The organism is Kitasatospora sp. NPDC088134, assembly GCF_044741705.1.
GTDB lineage: Bacteria > Actinomycetota > Actinomycetes > Streptomycetales > Streptomycetaceae > Kitasatospora.
The window spans coordinates 134778-152450 of record NZ_JBIUTD010000009.1 but is presented as its reverse complement, the minus strand read 5'-3'; the positions used below and the strand labels follow the sequence as shown (position 1 = coordinate 152450).

The 17673-nt window shown below is 71.0% G+C and carries 15 protein-coding genes; 2 read left to right on the top strand and 13 right to left on the bottom strand.

The window, feature by feature from the left end; genetic code table 11:
- Positions 1 to 5: 5 nt before the first annotated feature.
- The 4 genes from ACIOHG_RS17065 to ACIOHG_RS17050 form a co-directional block, all read right to left on the bottom strand.
- Positions 6 to 1169, bottom strand: a complete 1164-nt coding sequence (locus ACIOHG_RS17065) for a Wadjet anti-phage system protein JetD domain-containing protein (protein WP_400950894.1) — start codon at positions 1167 to 1169, stop codon at positions 6 to 8.
- A 103-nt stretch (positions 1170 to 1272) separates the two neighbouring features.
- Entirely contained in the window at positions 1273 to 5502 is a 4230-nt protein-coding gene (locus ACIOHG_RS17060; protein WP_400950891.1) for a TIGR02680 family protein, read from the bottom strand.
- Positions 5499 to 6683 carry a TIGR02678 family protein gene (locus ACIOHG_RS17055; protein WP_400951197.1) on the bottom strand — a complete coding sequence of 395 codons (1185 nt, stop codon included), beginning with the start codon at positions 6681 to 6683 and terminating at the stop codon, positions 5499 to 5501. Before ACIOHG_RS17055 ends, ACIOHG_RS17060 begins: the two co-directional genes overlap by 4 nt.
- A 22-nt stretch (positions 6684 to 6705) precedes the next feature.
- Positions 6706 to 8775 (bottom strand): TIGR02677 family protein, encoded by a 2070-nt coding sequence (locus ACIOHG_RS17050; RefSeq protein WP_400950888.1) that lies wholly within the window; start codon positions 8773 to 8775, stop codon positions 6706 to 6708.
- On the opposite strand from ACIOHG_RS17050, the gene ACIOHG_RS17045 reads away from it, so the two are divergent.
- Complete coding sequence (locus ACIOHG_RS17045; protein ID WP_400950886.1) at positions 8774 to 9427, top strand: NAD-dependent epimerase/dehydratase family protein; 654 nt, start codon at positions 8774 to 8776, stop codon at positions 9425 to 9427. The genes ACIOHG_RS17050 and ACIOHG_RS17045 overlap by 2 nt on opposite strands.
- On the opposite strand, the gene ACIOHG_RS17040 is transcribed toward ACIOHG_RS17045, so the two are convergent.
- The 9 genes from ACIOHG_RS17040 to mltG all read right to left on the bottom strand — a co-directional run bounded on the left by ACIOHG_RS17040 (position 9405) and on the right by mltG (position 17296).
- The gene (locus ACIOHG_RS17040; protein ID WP_400951194.1) at positions 9405 to 10295 is read right to left on the bottom strand and encodes an AAA family ATPase; all 891 of its coding nucleotides are present in this window, start codon (positions 10293 to 10295) and stop codon (positions 9405 to 9407) included. The genes ACIOHG_RS17045 and ACIOHG_RS17040 overlap by 23 nt on opposite strands.
- Before the next feature lie 47 nt (positions 10296 to 10342).
- Positions 10343 to 10786: a type II 3-dehydroquinate dehydratase gene (gene aroQ, locus ACIOHG_RS17035; RefSeq protein ID WP_400950883.1), complete on the bottom strand. Its 444-nt coding sequence runs from the start codon at positions 10784 to 10786 to the stop codon at positions 10343 to 10345.
- Positions 10783 to 11871 (bottom strand): 3-dehydroquinate synthase, encoded by a 1089-nt coding sequence (gene aroB, locus ACIOHG_RS17030; RefSeq protein WP_400950880.1) that lies wholly within the window; start codon positions 11869 to 11871, stop codon positions 10783 to 10785. Before aroB ends, aroQ begins: the two co-directional genes overlap by 4 nt.
- Positions 11864 to 12394, bottom strand: a complete 531-nt coding sequence (locus ACIOHG_RS17025; protein WP_400950877.1) for a shikimate kinase — start codon at positions 12392 to 12394, stop codon at positions 11864 to 11866. The genes aroB and ACIOHG_RS17025 overlap by 8 nt, the downstream gene beginning before the upstream one ends.
- Positions 12391 to 13575, bottom strand: coding sequence for a chorismate synthase (gene aroC / locus ACIOHG_RS17020; protein ID WP_400950874.1), 1185 nt, complete (start codon positions 13573 to 13575; stop codon positions 12391 to 12393). The genes ACIOHG_RS17025 and aroC overlap by 4 nt, the downstream gene beginning before the upstream one ends.
- A 165-nt stretch (positions 13576 to 13740) precedes the next feature.
- Positions 13741 to 14568, bottom strand: a complete 828-nt coding sequence (locus ACIOHG_RS17015; RefSeq protein WP_400950871.1) for a shikimate dehydrogenase — start codon at positions 14566 to 14568, stop codon at positions 13741 to 13743.
- Complete coding sequence (locus ACIOHG_RS17010; protein WP_400950868.1) at positions 14565 to 15044, bottom strand: GNAT family N-acetyltransferase; 480 nt, start codon at positions 15042 to 15044, stop codon at positions 14565 to 14567. Before ACIOHG_RS17010 ends, ACIOHG_RS17015 begins: the two co-directional genes overlap by 4 nt.
- Entirely contained in the window at positions 15041 to 15853 is an 813-nt protein-coding gene (locus ACIOHG_RS17005) for an ABC transporter ATP-binding protein (RefSeq protein WP_400950866.1), read from the bottom strand. Before ACIOHG_RS17005 ends, ACIOHG_RS17010 begins: the two co-directional genes overlap by 4 nt.
- 99 nt (positions 15854 to 15952) lie before the next feature.
- Positions 15953 to 17296 carry an endolytic transglycosylase MltG gene (gene mltG / locus ACIOHG_RS17000; protein ID WP_400950863.1) on the bottom strand — a complete coding sequence of 448 codons (1344 nt, stop codon included), beginning with the start codon at positions 17294 to 17296 and terminating at the stop codon, positions 15953 to 15955.
- 3 nt (positions 17297 to 17299) lie between these two features.
- Between mltG and ACIOHG_RS16995 the strand changes: the two genes are divergently transcribed.
- Positions 17300 to 17673, top strand: a 374-nt coding sequence (locus tag ACIOHG_RS16995) for a hypothetical protein (RefSeq protein ID WP_400950860.1), incomplete at its 3' end; no start/stop codon positions are given.

Sequence of the window (17673 nt, the reverse complement as noted above, 5' to 3'; positions counted from 1 at the left end):
TCCGGCTACCCGGGTACGGTCCCGGTGGGGCGGCCGGTCAGCTGCCCGAGCAGGCGAGGCAATTCGGGCAGGACGAGCTCGTGCAGGCCTTCCTGCTCGCAGCGCCGACCGCCGTTATCGGCGATGGCCCTGGCCAGCGGCCGGAGCGCCTCGGGTGCGCTGTCGATCAAGCCGGCTGCCTCGACCTGCCACTTGGCGAGTTCGTCGGACTCCTCGTCCAGCAGATAACCGGCCTGATAGGTGGCCAGGTCCATCGCAACGGGGTGGATGACTCTGCCGCTCCGGGCGGCGAGGTCAGCCACGATCATGATTCCCCGGGTGTCCAGGTCGGCCCAGGCGGCAATCGGAATGTCCGGCAGCGCGGTCATCAACTCGGCCAGGGCAGTGGCGCCGAAGCCGCCGGTCCACACGCAGAGCCAGGTCTCCGGCAGCGTCGTCCGGCCGATCGCGGCGAAGGTCTCCTGATTCTCGATCAGCAGCACTCCCTCCGCTTCGATGTCCAGTTGCCCGGTCTGTGCCACGGCATATCCGGGCACTCCCAGGAAGGGCACCGGGGCAGACAGGTCGGCGATCACATGGTCGAAGCGCCAGGCCGCCGGCCCCTTCATCGTGAGGACAGTGTCGGTGAGGTGGACGGCGTCCGCGAACGACGTCTCGACCACTCTCGAGAACGCGAGCTTGGCTGCCGATGTCCACTTCTTGCTGCCTCCGAGCGCCCGAACCGCGAGTTCGCGCTCACCGAACGTCCAGCCTCGGGCGCGAGCCGGGTACCACTCGGCGGCGGCCCGCAGAGCAGACGCGTACACACTCCATTTGCGGGTTCCGGTCACAGAACCTTCCGGTGCCCGCAGACTACCCGAATCGGCCTGAGCAGCAAGCAGGGCGGCCTCTCGACCGAGTTCCGGCACCCCGGCAATCCGGGCCAGCAGCTCGGCGTGGTCGCGTTCGCTCCGTGCCCGCCTGGTCATGGCACGGTAGCGGGCACGGGCCCGGTTCGTGATCAGGGGCCCGCCTGTACCGATCAGCAGGAGCCGTAGCGGAATGGCGTACCTGCTCGCGCGAAGCGCCGTGTCCGCCTTCCCGAGGTTGATCGCTCCGGGGGTGACGGCGGCACTCCCGAAGAGGTCCAGCAGATCGGCCTGCTGACGTCCGGTCATCTCAAGTGCCATCGGGCGGTCCAACTTGCCCCCGTTCGCCACCCTCCGACGGGCAGCAGCGCAGAACGCTCGGCCACCGGGTGTGCCGGCCCACTCGAGCAGGACCGGATCGAGTTCAATCGACGGTGGCATCGTCACCGAGTCCGTTCTGGTACACCGACCATGCTTCGTGGGTGTCGTTGTCGTCCTCCGCCTCCAGTTCCCGGGACGCAGCGTCCTCGCCCTCGTCCTCGTCGTCCTCCCAGTCGAGTCCGTCCGACATTGACAGTCGGCCGAGCGCGGGGTCGGTGAGCGCGTGGCGGCTGTTGCCGTCCCAGATCATCGGGGTGACCAGTACCCCGGGCGTATCGGGGTGGCGGAAGAGCTGATGGGTGGCGACACCCGGGACCTCGGTGTGGAATCCCCATTCGTCATGGCTCGCCATCACGACGTCCAGATCGAGAGCCGTCAACAGGCCGAGGCATCGACCCCGCATGTCGCTGTCGACACCTGCGAACGCCTCATCCAAGTAGACGGGCCGGGGGGCCCAGGCCGCAGCGCCCGCGTAGTGCGCCGCAGCGGCGACAAAGAGCGGAAGCTGCAGCATCACCGCTTTCTCCCCGCCCGAGCCCCTCTGCTGCTTCTCATTGGTCAGATCGGTGAAACGGCCGGTCTCTCCGATCCGGGACTGGATGCGGACCCGACTCCACGCCCGGTAGTCGAGGGCATCACGCAACTGCGCTTTCCAGTCACCACCGACACCATCCTTCTGTCGTGCGGCTTCGACCCGGTCCACCAGGAAGCGGATCAGGGTCTCTCGCGATTCGTCCGAGAGGTGGAGGCTATCTCCGCTGTCCAGCAGCTTGAGTGCCTCGCGGGCCTCCGGCGACTGTTCCGGGGCCGCCTCCCAGACCAGTTGCATCACCATTCCCGACGCCGTCGGGACTTTGCCCAGCAGGGCGTTCATCCTGGCGATCAATTCGGCGGCACTCGCCCGACGACGGCGCAGATGCTCGCCCATCCCCCCGAGCACCACGTCGGTGAACAGCTTGCGTTCCTCGCTGTCCAGCAGACTCTCGCGCGAGTCGACCTCTCCGGTCACCCGGTCCAGGGCGCTCGGAACAGAGATCGAGGTACCGTTGTGCAGGATACTGACGATCACCAGGTCGTCGTCGTAGTCCCAGCGCGGGCGCCAGTGCGGATCGGAGAGTTCGGTCTGCAGCATCCGATATTGGTGGTCGAGTGCTGCCCGAGCCCGGTTGCGTGCCGCATCGTCCGTCCGCTCCTGCGCCAGCCGCTCGAGAGCGGCCGTGGCCACCTCCTCGGCCGGACCGATGCCCGGGACATCCGCAAGCTGGAAGTAGCCGTGGTCGCCCAGCTTCGCAAAGCGCGCGACCGCCGTCGCGCGGTGTCCTCCGTGTTCCTCGACCGCCACCGTCTTGGCGCGTGCCTGCTCCTCCAGGGTGGCCACCTGCTTGCCCACGACGATGCCCGCCTCCTTGTTCGCGGCCAGCGCCTTGTTCAGGCGGATGGACTGCTCCCGGCAGGCAGCGAGTGCGGCGACCACCTCCGCCACGTCCACGTCGAGCGACTCGACCCGAACGCTGATCTGTTCTTCCGCCGTCGCGACATCGTTGAGGCCTGCGGTGTGCTCCTCGGCACGCTCCTCCTCCGCGGCGACCAGTTCTCTCAAGGTCTCCACTGCGGTCGCCGCCTCCTGCGTCCGGTCGTTCCAGAGCACAGCTCTGTGGACCACCTCCTGCACGAGGCCTCGATAGCCGAGCAGCACGCGGTCCTCCACCGCGATGTCGGCCTGCCGGGTTGAGACCTGGTGGGTCCGACCGAACTCGTCCGCGACCGTGCGGAGGCCGGTCAGCGCGTGCGCGAGCTCGCGTTGCCTCACCAACATGGTCTCGGCGCTTTCGTTCACCAATTCATAGGCAGTCCGTGCTTTCGCCAGTTCTCCCTGCGCGGTGACGACCGGAATATCCCGATCCCGCAGCTCATTGCACTCCTCGATGAGGTCGTCCTGGCGATGACGGATCGCGTCCGACCGGCCCCGGAGTTCCGCCGCCTTCTCATCCAGCGTGAGCAGGTCTGCGTCGAGGGCAGCCAACCGGCGCAGCCGCTCTGCTGCTCGCGCGGCGGCACCGATGAACCCGGCGGCAGCCACCAAGGACCGTCCGCCGAGTTCGCCATTGCGCCATGTCCCGTCGCAACCGACCCACGCCCGCACCTCGGGCACCGGTCCGTCGTGCTCCTTCAGACCCACCGAACGGAGTAGTCGCTGGACGCGTTCGCGGGACACCGCAGGGTGCGTCGCGGGTACCAGCACGTCGGCGAGGCTCGGGCAGTTCAGCGGATCGGCGTCGGCCGCCCAAACCGTCTCCAGCGTGCCCGGATCGAGCACCCGCCCGTCAGCAGTGACCCAGGCGTCCAGCATCCCGGCTCCGAGCAGCGCGGCCTCGATCCCTGCCTGCGCGGACGTCGGGGTCTCCGGGTTGAACTCCAGGAGTTTCCACAGCGGTGCACCGTCGTCGAGCTCTGCGGTGCGGTCACGCCGAGGCGCGGCCGGCGGGCCCGGTTCGGGATCGGTCTGCGCCGCCACCCGCGCACGTAGCCGGGCGACGCTCTGCTGTTCCGACCTGAGTTGCTTCTGCTCGGCCCGCAGGTCTGCGCCGGCCACAGTGAGCGCGTGTCGGAGTGGCTCCATCTCGGCAGTGATCAGTTCGGACAGCGATCGTGCTCCGGGAGCGCCGAACTTCGGCGTCTCCAGCAATAGGACTGCCAACCGCTCTACAGGAAGCCGGAGTTCCCGGCAGCGGTCGGACCAATCCGTGAGGAAGACGTTCAGAGCCTGAACCTCGCGACCGAGCCGAGCGGCCGCCGTGTCGGCCTGCTCCTTGGCGGCCACGCGCTTCTTGACCTCCTCGCTCGTGACGGCCTCGTGGGCGTCGTGCGCGTGTCGGGCCTCGTCCACTCGGCGGGCGTGCTCGGAGGCCTTCGCCAGGACGTCCCGCCGCGCGTCGACATAGCCCGTGAGTGTGCGCCCGGTTTCCTCGGGCGCGGTGCGCAGTCGCTGTCGGTGGTCCCGGTGAACGTCGACCATCCGTGTCGGGCCGACCGCGCGTTCGGTGTCGCTCTCGGTCTCCACGAGCTCGGCGAGCGCGGTCTGCAACTGCAGCTGCCGGTTCTCGGCCAGGCTCTCGGCCTTCACGCGTTGCCGCGTAGCCGCTTCATGACGCTTTCGGCAGCCGTCCAGGTGTTCTTGACGTTTCACCAGCTCCTGCTGGAGCCGGTCGAGCTCGCGTTGCTGAGTCATTTGCGGGCTGGCGCTGAGCTCCCGCTCCCGTGCGTCCAGCAGCAGCCGTTCTGCGGCAAGTTCCTCACTGCGCCGCCGTTCGTCGTCCTCCCGGGCGCGGGCCTCCACCAGCAAATCCAGGTGGGCCGCGTGAGCCGCCTGCGCGGCCCGCAGGCCCTCCGCGGCATCCACCAGCCCCTGGCTGCGGACCCGCACGTGCTGCTTCGCGAACCTACCGTAGTCGCCTAGGAAGGCCTCGAGGTGACCGCCCAGCTCCCGATAGCCCGCCAGTTCCTCGCGGTCCCGGACCAGTTCGTCGAACTTGCCGGCCAGATCGGTGACCAGGTTGGCACTGATCGCCGGCAGACTCTGGCGCAGCAGAACGCTCAGCCGTTCGGCATCGAAGTTCGCGCTGAGCTTAGGGCGGCGCAGCGTCAGAAGCAGGTTCACCAGGGCCCGCAGGCGTGCTGCCGAGAACCCGAACAGCCGCTGCGCGACGACGTCCCGGTACTCCTTGCCGTTCTTGAACACGCTGTCCGCGCCGAGTTGTTCGGTGAGCATCTTCTTGCCGTACGGCCGACGCGACCGTGGGTCGTAGAGGTGCAGATCCTCACCGATCCGGCGGTCCGTGACGAAGAACCACGGATCCTTCATGTCGTTCTTGGCCGTCGTGTCGGCGTGCATGCCGATGCCGATGGTGAGGAAGACATAATTCCCGCCCTCGGTGCGCCGTCCGTACTCGCACCAGGTGTAGCCCACCTGCTGGGTCCGGCCCGCGTAGAGCAGGTTTTCCCGCATAGTCCGGGCTGCAGTGCCGAACGGATCGAGTCGGCGGGCGTCGAGCCGGGCGTCCAGCAGCAATGGGCTGGTGACTTCCAGCGCCTTGGTCTTCCCACTGCCGTTGTGTCCGCGCAGGATCAGCTTCCCGTCGTGAAAGAAGAACTCCTGCTCGTCGTACTCCCAGATGCCCAGCAGGCCCATCCGCAGCGGTTGGAATCGCTCCCGGGCCGGGAGCGGAAGTCGCCCTTCCAACAGGGCTTGAAGTGATTCGTCACGGGGCGTCATACGTCGTTCGTCTCGCTCGCGGGGTCCGGTGGCTGGTGGCCGAAGGTCATGGTGGTGTGGCTGGTCAATCGTGCTCCGGCACCGGTGGGGTCGCGGTACCGGGCCAGCGCGGGCCGAATCTCGATGCCGCCGCCGATGCTCTCCGCTACGAGACCGAACCCGATGAGTATCGGCACGGCCACTTCCACAAGGCGGTCGGCAGTGATCGGCTTGCGGTCGAGGTTCTGCACCACCCTCAGAAGCTGTTCGCCAACGGGTGCCGCGAGTTCGAGGAGCCTCGCCTCGGACACGTACCGGGATTCGGGGGCCTTGGCGGCCACTTCGTGAAACAGCCGGTCCGCCAGCAGCAGCGCGCCGAAGGAGGCGGTCTTCTGGCCGAGCAGTGGCTCGTCGGTGAGTTCGTCATCGATGACCGCCCAGCCTTCCTGGCGCACCTCGACCCGTACTCCCAGTCCGCCCCGGAGCGCCTGGAGCACTTCCCGCCGATGGTCGAGCAGGTAGCGTCGCTCCTCGGCGGACAGTTCGTCGAGGTAGACCACGGGGTGGTCGACCAACCTCCGCATGACGGCGTGTCGGCTGGTCTGCTCAACCCCGGCCGGCGCGAATCCGTCGTCCACGGCGAGCAGCCCGTCGGGACCCGTGGCCTGGGCCGGCGGAGTCGGGGAGGACAGCAGCAGGGCTGCGGCCCGGTGGCCGACATCGTAGAGCGCATCACTGACGCCCTCTACGTAGCCACGCTCGTCGGTTGCGGTCAGGCCGGTGTCCCGGGTGGGTGCGAGGACGCCGTCGCGGACCAGCAGCCGGATTGCCGCGACCAGGTCGCGCCGTTCGGCGAGCTGGGCGGCATCGAACTGACGGATGGCGGGGTGGGCCGCGGTCAGCGCACCGATCCGTTCGGCGAGGTGACTGATCACCGTCTGCTGGCCCGCATCCTCGATCGCTGCCAGCGCCAGGCAGTAGAGCACGCATTGCCGGGCGCTGGGTACGGGCGGGCCGGGCCGCCCAGGGTCCGCCGGAATCTTGTACAGGCGGACTCGGTCACGCTCCACGTACAGCGGCCAGCCGAGGTGGTGGTCGAACCAGGCACGGAGCTCGACGTGGTGCTTCCGGGCGAGTGCCACGACCTGTCCTTGACCGCTGCTCCCCTTGACAAGCGGACGGCGGAGCAGGGCACGGACCACAAATCGCCGCTCCTGACCGTCGTCACCGGTCCAACGCCTCACGGTTCACCTCCCCGAGCAGGTGGATCGTCAGCTCGCAGTCCGCCAGCCTGAGTTCTCCGCCGGGAAGTGTCACCATGCCGAAGCCCGGCTCCTCGGGTGGTGCCAGAACGATCAATAGACGGCCGTCACCGGTCGTGGCACGGCGGACCTGTGAGGCATCGCAGGGGACGGACAACACCCGGTCCAAGCAACGAAGCAGTACCTCTGCCTCGGCCTGCTCCAGCGTCCCGAGCGCCGAAATCCGGACCGGGCCACGCGCGACCAGGGCACGCTCGGCCTCCGTTTCTTTGGCTTTCTCGTCACGCTGCGCTGCGGCAAGCCTGGCCTTGCGCGCCCGCGGGTCGGGCAGCCTCGGCGGGGGGCCGTTCCTGGCGCGGGGGCCGGCCGCCCGGAAGGACATCGACACCGGCGCCGCGTCTCCGCTCCACCAACTCAGGTCCGGTCGGATCTCGCTGTTGCTCTCCAGGTCGCGTGGCGTTCCGAGGTGCCTCGCCGGAAAGGTACCGAATGCCGAGCGCCACAGGGCTCTGACCTCGCGTTCGCTACCCGCCCGGTCGAACCACGCCGCCAACTGGAGCAGGTCCGCAGACCGATTGTGCCGCCGGGAGCGTTGGTCGTTCAGCTGACGGATGATCAGCATGATGTGTGAGACGGCACCCGCCGCACGTTCCTGGAGTGTGTGTGTCACGGGCATCCGGTCGTCACCCTCGAGGAACCAGCTTCGCACCCGGTCCCATTGAGCCCGCATGCGGGCTGCCTCGCGGTCAATGACCTCCGGCCGGGTAATTCCCAGTTCCGGTGCCGCGTCCTCGCCCGCGATTTCCGGGAAGCGCTCAAGGATGTTCAGCTTCTCGATCTTCATGATCACGACGGAAATCCGCGGACCGTACCGGCTCAACGCGGCAATGAAATCCTGCAGGTAGGAGACCACGACATCCTTGTACGCGAGAAATGCCTCGACCTCGATCTCACCGTCCAGCGCCAGCGACTGGTTCAGCCCCTGAACGAAACGCTTGGCATTCTCCGAAAGACGGGCGAAACCGCCCACCACGCGATGGAAGGATCGACTGGCGGCCGCGAGATCCGTCGATCCGATCGCCGCTTCCAACTGACCCAGGGCCTCCAGGATCTCGGGCAGCATCGCTTTCTGTAGCGAGCCGGCGGTCCCGAGATCCCGGTCGATCTCGCCCACCATCCGGTGCACCTGAGCTCCGGTCGAGGTCAACTGGTAGAGGAAGTCCTTCTTCAGGAACTCCTGCGCCGTCCCGCTCCGCCGCATGTTGTGGATGCGTTCCACGTTTCGCCATCGGTAGAGACTCTCGAGCAGGACATCGGCCGGCGGCAGAGCCTCCAGCAGTTCCGGCTCGACCGCGAGCCGCTCGACCAGGCGGCGCCCGATCTCGGCCGTCGACAGGTGGATGCCGAGATTGGCTTCCTCTTCGAGCAGCACGTCCAGCACCAGCCGGAAGTACTGGGCGTCATCGTGAACCAGGTAGCAGAAAACCGGCATGCGGCCCTTGACAGTAGAAATGGCCGACCCCCCACTCAGAGAATGCACGAAACGCCGAACGGCACAGAGCGGCCACACGGCGAGAAACATCCCGACGTTCGATGACCGAACTGTAACCCACCGACTACGAAATGAATAGGCACCCGAGTCGAATCCGATGCGCAATGGTCTGGGAGCGAGAGCCGCAACAAGATATGACTGCCCGTCATTTTCTTCTTCGGTGGAAACCAGGACCGGGAAACCCTCCGTCCGGAGGGCGGCGGCCTCGCGGAGGGCGGCGAGGGCGGCGGGGTCGAGAACGCCGCAGGTGCGGAGGGTTTCGGTAAGGGCGGCGGCGGGCATCTCGCGCTTGTCGGCGAAGTATCGGAAGAGTGTGCTCTTGGCCCGGCCGACGCGCTCTGCGGTCTCGGCGACGGTGGTGCGGTCGTACCCCTTCTGAGCGAAGAGTTCGAGCGCCGCGCGCTCCAGTCGTCCGCGTACATCCTGCTCCCATCTGGCCTTGGTGAGGGAACAGGGTCTCATCGCTCGAAGGTTCCCCATGCACGTCTCCGTCACCGGGGCGACCGGCTACCTCGGCTCCGCCCTCGTCCCCGAATCGCTCGCCGTCGGCCACCAGGTCACTGGCCTGGCCCGAACCGAAGCCTCCGCCCTCACCGCACTCGGCGCGGATGCCCGGCACGGCAACCTCGACGGCCTGCGGGCCGCCACCACCAATGGGGTGGTGCATCTGTCGTTCAAGCACGACCTGATGGCGGACGGCGGCCGAGTAGGTCGTCGTGGCGGCCGGAGGCAGCGTGGGTGCACAGCCCACTCGACCGACGCGGCTTTGTCCCACCCCGATCCGGATCGCCTGCGCCACTGGCGTCTCCGGTCACCTCGGCGAAGGCACCAACCGCTGGGCCCGCCGTCCACACCCTTGATGCCGCCCGCCTCTACCGTCTGGCCTTCGACCAAGCCCCAGCCGGTACCCGGCTGCACGGCGTCGACGACCAGGGCATCCCGTTCCGCGAGCTCGCCGAAGGCGCCGGCAGCCGCCTCGGTGTCCCACCGCTCCCGTCGACCACGTCCCCGAACACTGGGCCTGCTCGATGGCCTCGACAAGGGCCACTACTTCACCGAAGGCCCTACCGAAGGCCCTGCGGCTGACACCCCCTCGGCCCCGCAAGCGGTTAGCGGGTGTGCAGACGGCTGAGGATGGCCTGGTCGAGGGCGGCGGCGGTCTCCGGGACGGTGAGGTTGGAGTTGTCGATGATGGGGAGGCCGGAGGTGCGCCAGCCGGCCATCCGGCCGTGGATGCGGGCGACCTCGTCGTCGGAGAGGCGGCGGTTGCCGGAGCGTTCGGCGTTGCGGGACAGGACGCGGTCCAGGCCCGGGAGGAGGACGACGGGGATCATGCCGGGGCCGATGTGGCGCTTCCAGCCGCCGAGGCCGATCGCGGGGCGGTCGGGGAAGACCGCGTCGTCGATGATGCAGGAGATGCCGTTGGCCAGGTAGTTGCGGCAGGCGAAGCCGCAGGTGCGGCGGGCCAGCCGGTACTGGGCCTCGGAGGCGGTGTTCCAGCCGGACTGCGGGTTGGCGAAGCCGGACTGGACCCATTCGCGGACGTCGTCGAGGCTGATGTGCGCGGTGGGGGTGGGTCGGCGCTCGGCCCAGTAGCGGGCCACCGTGGTCTTGCCGCCGCCGGCCGGGCCGATCAGCAGGACGGCGATCGGGCCGATCGGCACCGGCGCCGGCGGAGTCGCCATCGGTGCGGGCGGCACGGGCATCGGCGGTGGCGGCGCCGGGAGTTGGACGGTGCCGCCGGCCGGCAGCAGGAAGTGCCCCGTCCCGCCGGGCGGCACGGGCGGCACGGCCTTGAGCGGGACGGTCGGCCGGTCCGGCCGCGGCGGGGAGCCGAGGGTCGGAATGGCCTGGGTGCTGCCGGGCAGCGCCGGACCGGGGTACGGCGGCCGCGGCCCGGCCGGGTACGGGGACGCGCCCGGCGGGGGCGGCATCTGGCCCCCCGGCTGGTGGCTCTGCGCGTACTGGCTCACCGTCACCTCCCTGCGCCGAATGTACACGTGGGCCCGGTGGCGGGCACAAGTCCGCCACCGGGCCGCGGGGGTGCTCAACGGCCGCTGAGCTGCTCCGCGAGCGCGCGCAGCGCCAGTTCGTAGGAGCCCAGACCGAAGCCCGCGATGGTGCCGGAGGCGACCGCGGCGATCACCGAGGTGTGCCGGAAGGCCTCCCGGGCGTACGGGTTGGAGATGTGCACCTCGATCAGCGGGGCGGTGCGCTGCGCGGCGGCGTCCCGCATCGCGTACGAGTAGTGCGTGAACGCGCCGGGGTTGATCACCACGGGGGTCCTGGCGTCCGCCGCCTCGTGCAGCCAACCGACCATCTCGGCCTCGGAGTTGGTCTCCCGGACCGCCACGGCCAGGCCGAGTTCGGCGCCCAGCGCGGTGCACCGCTCGACCAGTCCGGCGTACGAGGTGGAGCCGTACACGTCGGGTTCGCGGGAGCCGAGCCGGCCCAGGTTGGGGCCGTTCAGCACCAGGACGGGGACGGTCATCCGGAGACCTCCCCGTAGGCGGCGACCAGGACGGCCGGGTCGGGGCCCTCCAGGATCGAGGTCTTGGCCAGGCCGTCGAGGACGACGAAGCGCAGCAGGTCGCCGCGGGACTTCTTGTCGATCTTCATGGCGTCCAGCAGCTTCGGCCAGGCGTCGGCACGGTACGTCAGCGGCAGGCCGACGGAGGCCAGCACGGTGCGGTGGCGGTCGGCCGTGGCGTCGTCCAACCGGCCCGCCAGGCGGGCGAGTTCGGCGGCGAAGACCATGCCGATCGAGATCGCCGCGCCGTGCCGCCACTTGTAGCGCTCGGCCCGCTCGATGGCGTGGCCCAGGGTGTGGCCGTAGTTGAGGATCTCGCGCTGCCCGGACTCCTTGAGGTCGCCGGAGACCACGTCGGCCTTGACCTGGATGGCGCGCCGGATCAGTTCCAGGGTATGCGGGCCGGCCGGGGTGGTGGCGGCCTCCGGGTCCTGCTCGATCAGGTCGAGGATGACCGGGTCGGCGATGAAGCCGGCCTTGATCACCTCGGCCAGGCCGGAGACGTAGTCGTGCCGGCCGAGCGTCTCCAGGGTGCCGAGGTCGGCCAGCACGCCCGCGGGCGGGTGGAAGGCGCCGACCATGTTCTTGCCCTCGGCGATGTTGATGCCGGTCTTGCCGCCGACCGCGGCGTCCACCATGCCGAGCAGCGTGGTGGGCACCGAGATCCAGCGCACCCCGCGCAGCCAGGTCGCGGCGACGAAGCCCGCGAGGTCGGTGGTGGCGCCGCCGCCCAGGCCGACGATCACGTCGCTGCGGGTGAAACCGGTCTGGCCGAGCACCGACCAGCAGTACGCGGCGACCTCGGCGCTCTTCGCGTCCTCGGCGTTCGGCACCTGCAGCGCGATCGCCTCGTAGCCCTGCGCGGCCAGGTCCTCGCGGACCGCCTCGCCGGTGGCCTCCAGCGCCTCGGGGTGGATGACCGCGACGCGCTTGGCCTTCGGGCCGATCAGCGGGGCCAGTTCGCCGAGCAGCTGATGGCCGATCAGCACCTCGTAGGGGGCGTGCCCGTCGCTGCCGGCGACCTGGATCCGGACGATGTCAGACATGGGGGGCCTTCCACTCCAGTGCTTCGAGTACGGCGTCGGCGACCTGCTCGGGGGTGCGGCCCTCGGTGGCGACCACGGCGGTGGCGACCTCCAGGTAGAGCGGGCGGCGGGCCTCCATCAGTTCGCGCCAGCGGGCCCGCGGGTTGACCGCGAGCAGCGGGCGGGGCGCGTCCAGGCCGACCCGCTTGACGGCGTCGCCGAGCGGGACCTCCAGGAACACCACCGGCAGCGGGCCGAGCAGCGCCCGGCTCTCCTCGGCCATGACGGCGCCGCCGCCGAGCGCCAGCACGCCGGGGAAGCCGGTGGCGGCGGCCCGGACGACGTTGCGCTCCAGGCGGCGGAAGTGCGGCTCGCCCTCCTCGACGAAGAGGTCCGCGACGGACTTGCCGGTGAGCTGCTCGACGGCGGTGTCGGTGTCCTGGAACGGCAGCCCGAGGCGCTCGGCGAGGAGCCGCCCGACGGTGGACTTGCCGCTGCCGGGCGGGCCGACCAGCACCACGGCGGGCGTGGCCGGGGCGGTCATCGGACGATCAGGTGGTCGAGGTACGACTGCACGTTGCGGCGGGTCTCGGAGACGTTGTCGCCGCCGAACTTCTCCGCCACCGCGTCCGCCAGCACCAGCGCCACCATCGCCTCGGCGACGATGCCGGCCGCCGGGACGGCGCACACGTCGGAGCGCTGGTGGTGCGCCTTGGCCTCCTCGCCGGTGCGGGTGTCGATGGTCCGCAGGGCGCGCGGGACGGTCGCGATCGGCTTCATCGCGGCCCGGACCCGCAGCAGCTCGCCGGTGGACAGGCCGCCCTCGGTGCCGCCGGAGCGGCCGGAGGCGCGCTTGACGCCGTCCGGCGTCGGGACGATCTCGTCGTGCGCCTGCGAGCCGGGGACCCGGGCCAGCTCGAAGCCGTCGCCGACCTCGACTCCCTTGATCGCCTGGATGCCCATCAGCGCGGCGGCGAGCCGGGCGTCGAGGCGGCGGTCCCAGTGCACGTGCGAGCCGAGGCCGACCGGCACGCCGTACGCCAGCACCTCGACCACGCCGCCGAGGGTGTCGCCGTCCTTGTGGGCCTGGTCGATCTCGGCGACCATCGCCTTCGAGGCGTCGGCGTCCAGGCAGCGCACCGGGTCCTCGTCCAGCCGGGCCTCGTCGGCGGGCAGCGGCAGCACGCCGACCGGGGCCTTGGCGGCGGCCAGCTCCACCACGTGGCTGACGATCTCGATGCCGCAGGTCTCCTTGAGGTAGGAGCGGGCGACCGCGCCGAGCGCGACCCGGGCGGCGGTCTCCCGGGCGCTGGCGCGCTCCAGGATCGGGCGGGCCTCGTCGAGCGAGTACTTCTGCATGCCGGCCAGGTCGGCGTGGCCGGGGCGGGGGCGGGTCAGCGCCTCGTTGCGGGCCAGGCCCGCCAGCACCTCGGGGTCGACCGGGTCGGCCGACATGACCTGCTCCCACTTCGGCCACTCGGTGTTGCCCACCATGATCGCCACCGGCGAGCCCATGGTCTCCCCGTGCCGGACGCCGCCGAGGAAGGTCACCTCGTCCTGCTCGAACTTCATCCGCGCGCCGCGACCGTAACCGAGCCGCCGGCGGGCCAGCGCGTCGGCCACCATGGCGGTGGTGACCGGCACCCCGGCCGGCAGGCCCTCCAGCGTCGCGACCAGAGCGGGGCCGTGCGACTCCCCCGCCGTCAGCCAGCGCAAGCTACCCACCGAAAAGCTCCGTTCGTCAGCGGCCCGGGCCGCGAACGGCGGCCGGTCCGGCGTCTCGTGCTGCCCGGTCGCGGAGCGCGACGGGGCAGCACCGATCCTTTCACGTCCCGGGGGCCGCCGACGTCACGGTCCGGGTGGCGGACATCCGGCGTCCGCGGCCGCCGCTCACTCCGCCAGCGCCGCCTCGCCCGCGGCCCGCATCGCGGCCAGCGGGCCGCGCTCGACGCCGGTGAAGCGCTCGAACTGCAGCACCGCCTGGTGCACCAGCAGGTCGAGGCCGCCCAGCACGGTGCCGCCGCGCTCCAGGCAGGCGGCGGCCAGTGCGGTCGGCCACGGGTGGTACAGCACGTCGAACAGCACGCCGGGCGCGGCGGTCAGCCCGGCCGCGAAGGCGTCGGTGGCGCCGACGGGGGTGGTGGAGACGGTCAGCGGCCCGGCCAGCGCCGCCGCGCCGTCCGCCCAGTCGGCGGTGCGCACCGGCACGCCCAGCCGTTCGCCGAGCGCCCGCATCTCGGCGGCCCGCCCGGCGCTGCGCACGTACGCGGTGACCTCGCCGTCGCAGAGCTGCCCGAGCGCGGCCAGCGCCGAGGAGGCGGTGGCCCCGGCGCCCAGCACGGCGGCGGCCTCGACCCGGTCGACGCCGCGTTCGCGCAGCGCGTTGACCAGGCCGGGGACGTCGGTGTTGTCGCCGTGCCGCCGCCCGTCGGCGTCGAGCACCACGGTGTTGACGGCGTCCACGGCGCGGGCGGTGTCGCTGACGGTGTCCAGCAGCGGCCGGATCGCCCGCTTCAGCGGCATGGTCAGCGACAGTCCGGCCCACTCGGCGGGGTCGAGCCCGGTGACGAACGCCGCCAGTGTCGATTCGTCGACCTCGTGCCGGCCGTAGTGCCAGTCGGTGAGCCCGAGCGCGGCGTACCCGGCGTTGTGCAGGGCCGGGGAGAGCGAGTGGGCGATCGGCGAGCCGAGCACGGCGGCCCGGTGCGGGGTGGTCACGACGCGGCCTTTCGGGGGGTGGGCGGGCGGTGCAGGAAGACGTCGACCGGGTCCTCGGCCGTCAGGACGAAGCCGTGCCGCTCGTACAGCCGCCGGGCGGGGCTGCCCCGCAGCACGTTCAGCCGGACGGCCAGGCCCGCGGCGTCGGCGCGCGCCAGGGCGGCGCGCAGGACGGCGGTGCCGAGGCCGCGGCCGTGCAGGGCCGGGGCGAGGTAGAAGTGCTCCAGCAGCAGGGTGCCGGGCCGGTCGTCCGGACGGACCGTCAGGCAGCCCGCCGGGGGCGGGAATCCGGGCAGCTCCAGCACCGAGGTGTGCTCCGGCTCGTACGCGTCGCGCATCCGCTGCCGGACCCGGTGCTCGTCGTAGCGGCCCAGGCGCTCCAGGTCGGGGCGCATCACGGCGGCCCGCAGTTCGACCAGCGGTTCCAGGTCGGCGGCGGTGGCGGGGCGCAGCGTCCAGGCCGGGGCGGCCGTCATGCGGCGCCCCGGCGGGTGCGGGCGGTCCAGCGGCCCTCGCCGTACCCGATCCGGATCGGGTGCCGGAAGCAGTCGGAGACCCGCTCGGTGGTGAGCACCTCGGCGGCGGGGCCGGCCGCGGTGACCAGGCCGTCGCGCAGCAGCAGGGCGTGGCTGGTGGTCTCCGGCAGCTCCTCCAGGTGGTGGGTGACCAGGACGGACGCCACCTCGGGGTAGCGGCGGCGCAGCTCGTCCAGGCTCTCCAGGAGCTGTTCGCGGGCGGTCAGGTCGAGGCCGGTGGCGGGCTCGTCGAGCAGCAGCAGGCGGGGTGCGGGCATCAGCGCGCGGGCGATCAGGACCCGGCCGCGCTCGCCCTGGGAGAGCGTGGTCCAGGGGCTCTCGGCGCGGTGCGCGACGCCCAGGGTGCGGATCAGCTCCTCGGCGTGGTCGAGCTGCTCGGCGGTGGGCCGGTGCCACAGGTCGGGCTCGATGGTCTGGGTGGTGCCGGTCAGCACGACCTGGCGGACCGTCAGCGGGGAGCGCAGCGGGTGCCGCGGGTTGACGTGCCCGAGGTGGGCCCGCAGTTCGCGCACGTCGACCCGGCCGAGCTGCCGGCCGAGCACCCGCACGGTGCCGGCGGTGGGGTGCTCGACGGCGCCGAGCAGCGCCAGCAGGGTGCTCTTGCCCGCGCCGTTGGCGCCGAGCACGGCCCAGTGCTCGCCGGCCCGGACGGTCAGCGACACGTCCTTGAGCAGGTACTGGCCGCCGCGCACCACGTCGACGTGGGCGGCCTCCAGCAGGTGCGGTTCGCGGGTCTGGGTGGTCTCCATCCCGATCACGCTACCGGCTGCCCCCGGCCGTCCCGCAAAGCCGTATCGGCTGGCGGACGGCCGGGCTCCGGCCCCGGTCCCGGTCCTGCTCCCGGCCCGTCAGGAGCTGCAGGTGACGGACTTGGCGTCGAACTTGAGGCCGCGCGAGAGGCACCAGTTCTTGGTGTTCTCGGCGTGCTCGGCGCCGGTGACCGCGAACTTGGTCTCCTGCGCGGAGACCGCCAGCCAGAACACCCAGTCGCCGGGCGTCGGGTTGAGGACGGCCTTGATGGCCTCCTCGCCGGGGTTGCCGATCGGGGTCGGCGGCAGGCCGGGGTTGATGTACGAGTTGTACTTCAGCGAGCCGTCGTTGATCTCCTGCGAGGTCAGCTTGGTCCGGCCGAGCTGGTACTGCAGGGTGGTGTCCAGCGCCAGCTTGTGCTGGGTGGCGTTGGTGGTGAGGCGGTTGGAGATGGCCCGGGCCATCTTGCCGTAGTCCTCCGAGTTGTTGCCCTCGGCCTGCAGGATCGACGCCTCGGTGATCACCTCGTAGGCGTTCTTCAGGCCGATCTTCTGCGCGGCGTCGTCGAGCTTGAGGTCGTTGTAGCGCTGGACGGCGTTGGCGACCATCTGCTTCAGCAGGTCCTCGGGCTTCATGCCGTCGGTGATCGAGTACCGGGCCGGGAAGAGGAAGCCCTCGGGGTTGTTGTTGGCGTACGCGGGCAGGCCGAGCGCCGCCGTCTGGTTCTTGGCGACGTTGGCGGTGCTGCCCGGCGCGAGCTTCAGCTTGCCGTCGATCTTGGTGTAGATCTCGGACGCGCGCAGGCCCTCGGGGATGATCAGCGCGTTGCCGCCGTTGGACTCCAGCAGCTCCTTGAAGGCCGCGGCCGCGGACATCTGGTGCTTCATGGTGTAGACGCCGGGCTGGATGCCGCGCCCCTTGGGGTCCTTCTCGTACTCCCGGCTGAACGCCTTGACGCTCTTCACCACGCCCGCGTCCAGCAGGGTCTTGCCGATCGCCTCGCCGCCGGCGCCGTCCTTGACGGTGATGTTCACCGAGCCGACGCCGTCGCCCTTGAAGTCCGGCGGCGGGCCGAAGCGCTCCTGGTAGAGGCCGTAGCCCCACCACCCGGCCCCGCCCAGGCCGCCGAGCAGCACCAGGGCGACCACCAGGCAGGCGCCGCCGTTGCGGCGGCCCGACTTCTTGCCCTTCTCCTTGCGCTTGCGCTCGGCCTCGCGGGAGTTGTCCTGCTCGGCGGAGAAGAACGAGGCGTTCTCCTCGTCCTCCTCCGCGTACTCGTCCTCGGCCCACTCCTGGTGCTCGTCCGGCTCCGCCTCGGGGTGCGCGGCCCGGCGCGCGGCGGACGGGTCGTCCAACGCGGCGGCCTCGGCCTCCCAGTCGATCCCGTCGGGGCCGGGCCCGCCGACCGGCTCGGGCCGGGGCGCGGGCGGCTGCGGACGCACCGGTTGCGGGCGCGCCGCCTGCGGCATCGGCTGCTGGGGCTGCTGCTGGACCTGTGGCGGCTGGACGAACTGCTGCTGGCCGCCGAAGCTCTGCCCCTGCTGCTGCGGGTAGCCCTGCTGGCCGTAACCCTGCTGCTGGGCCTGCGGCTGGACGAACTGCTGCTGCCCCCCGAAGCTCTGCCCCTGCTGCTGCGGATACCCCTGCGGGTACTGCTGCTGGGCCTGCGGCTGGTGTCCGTAGCCCTGCTGCCCGCCGAAGCTCTGGTCCTGCTGCGGGTACTGCTGCTGGCCGTAACCCTGCTGCTGGGCCTGCGGCTGGACGAACTGCTGCTGCCCCCCGAAGCTCTGCCCCTGCTGCTGCGGATACCCCTGCGGGT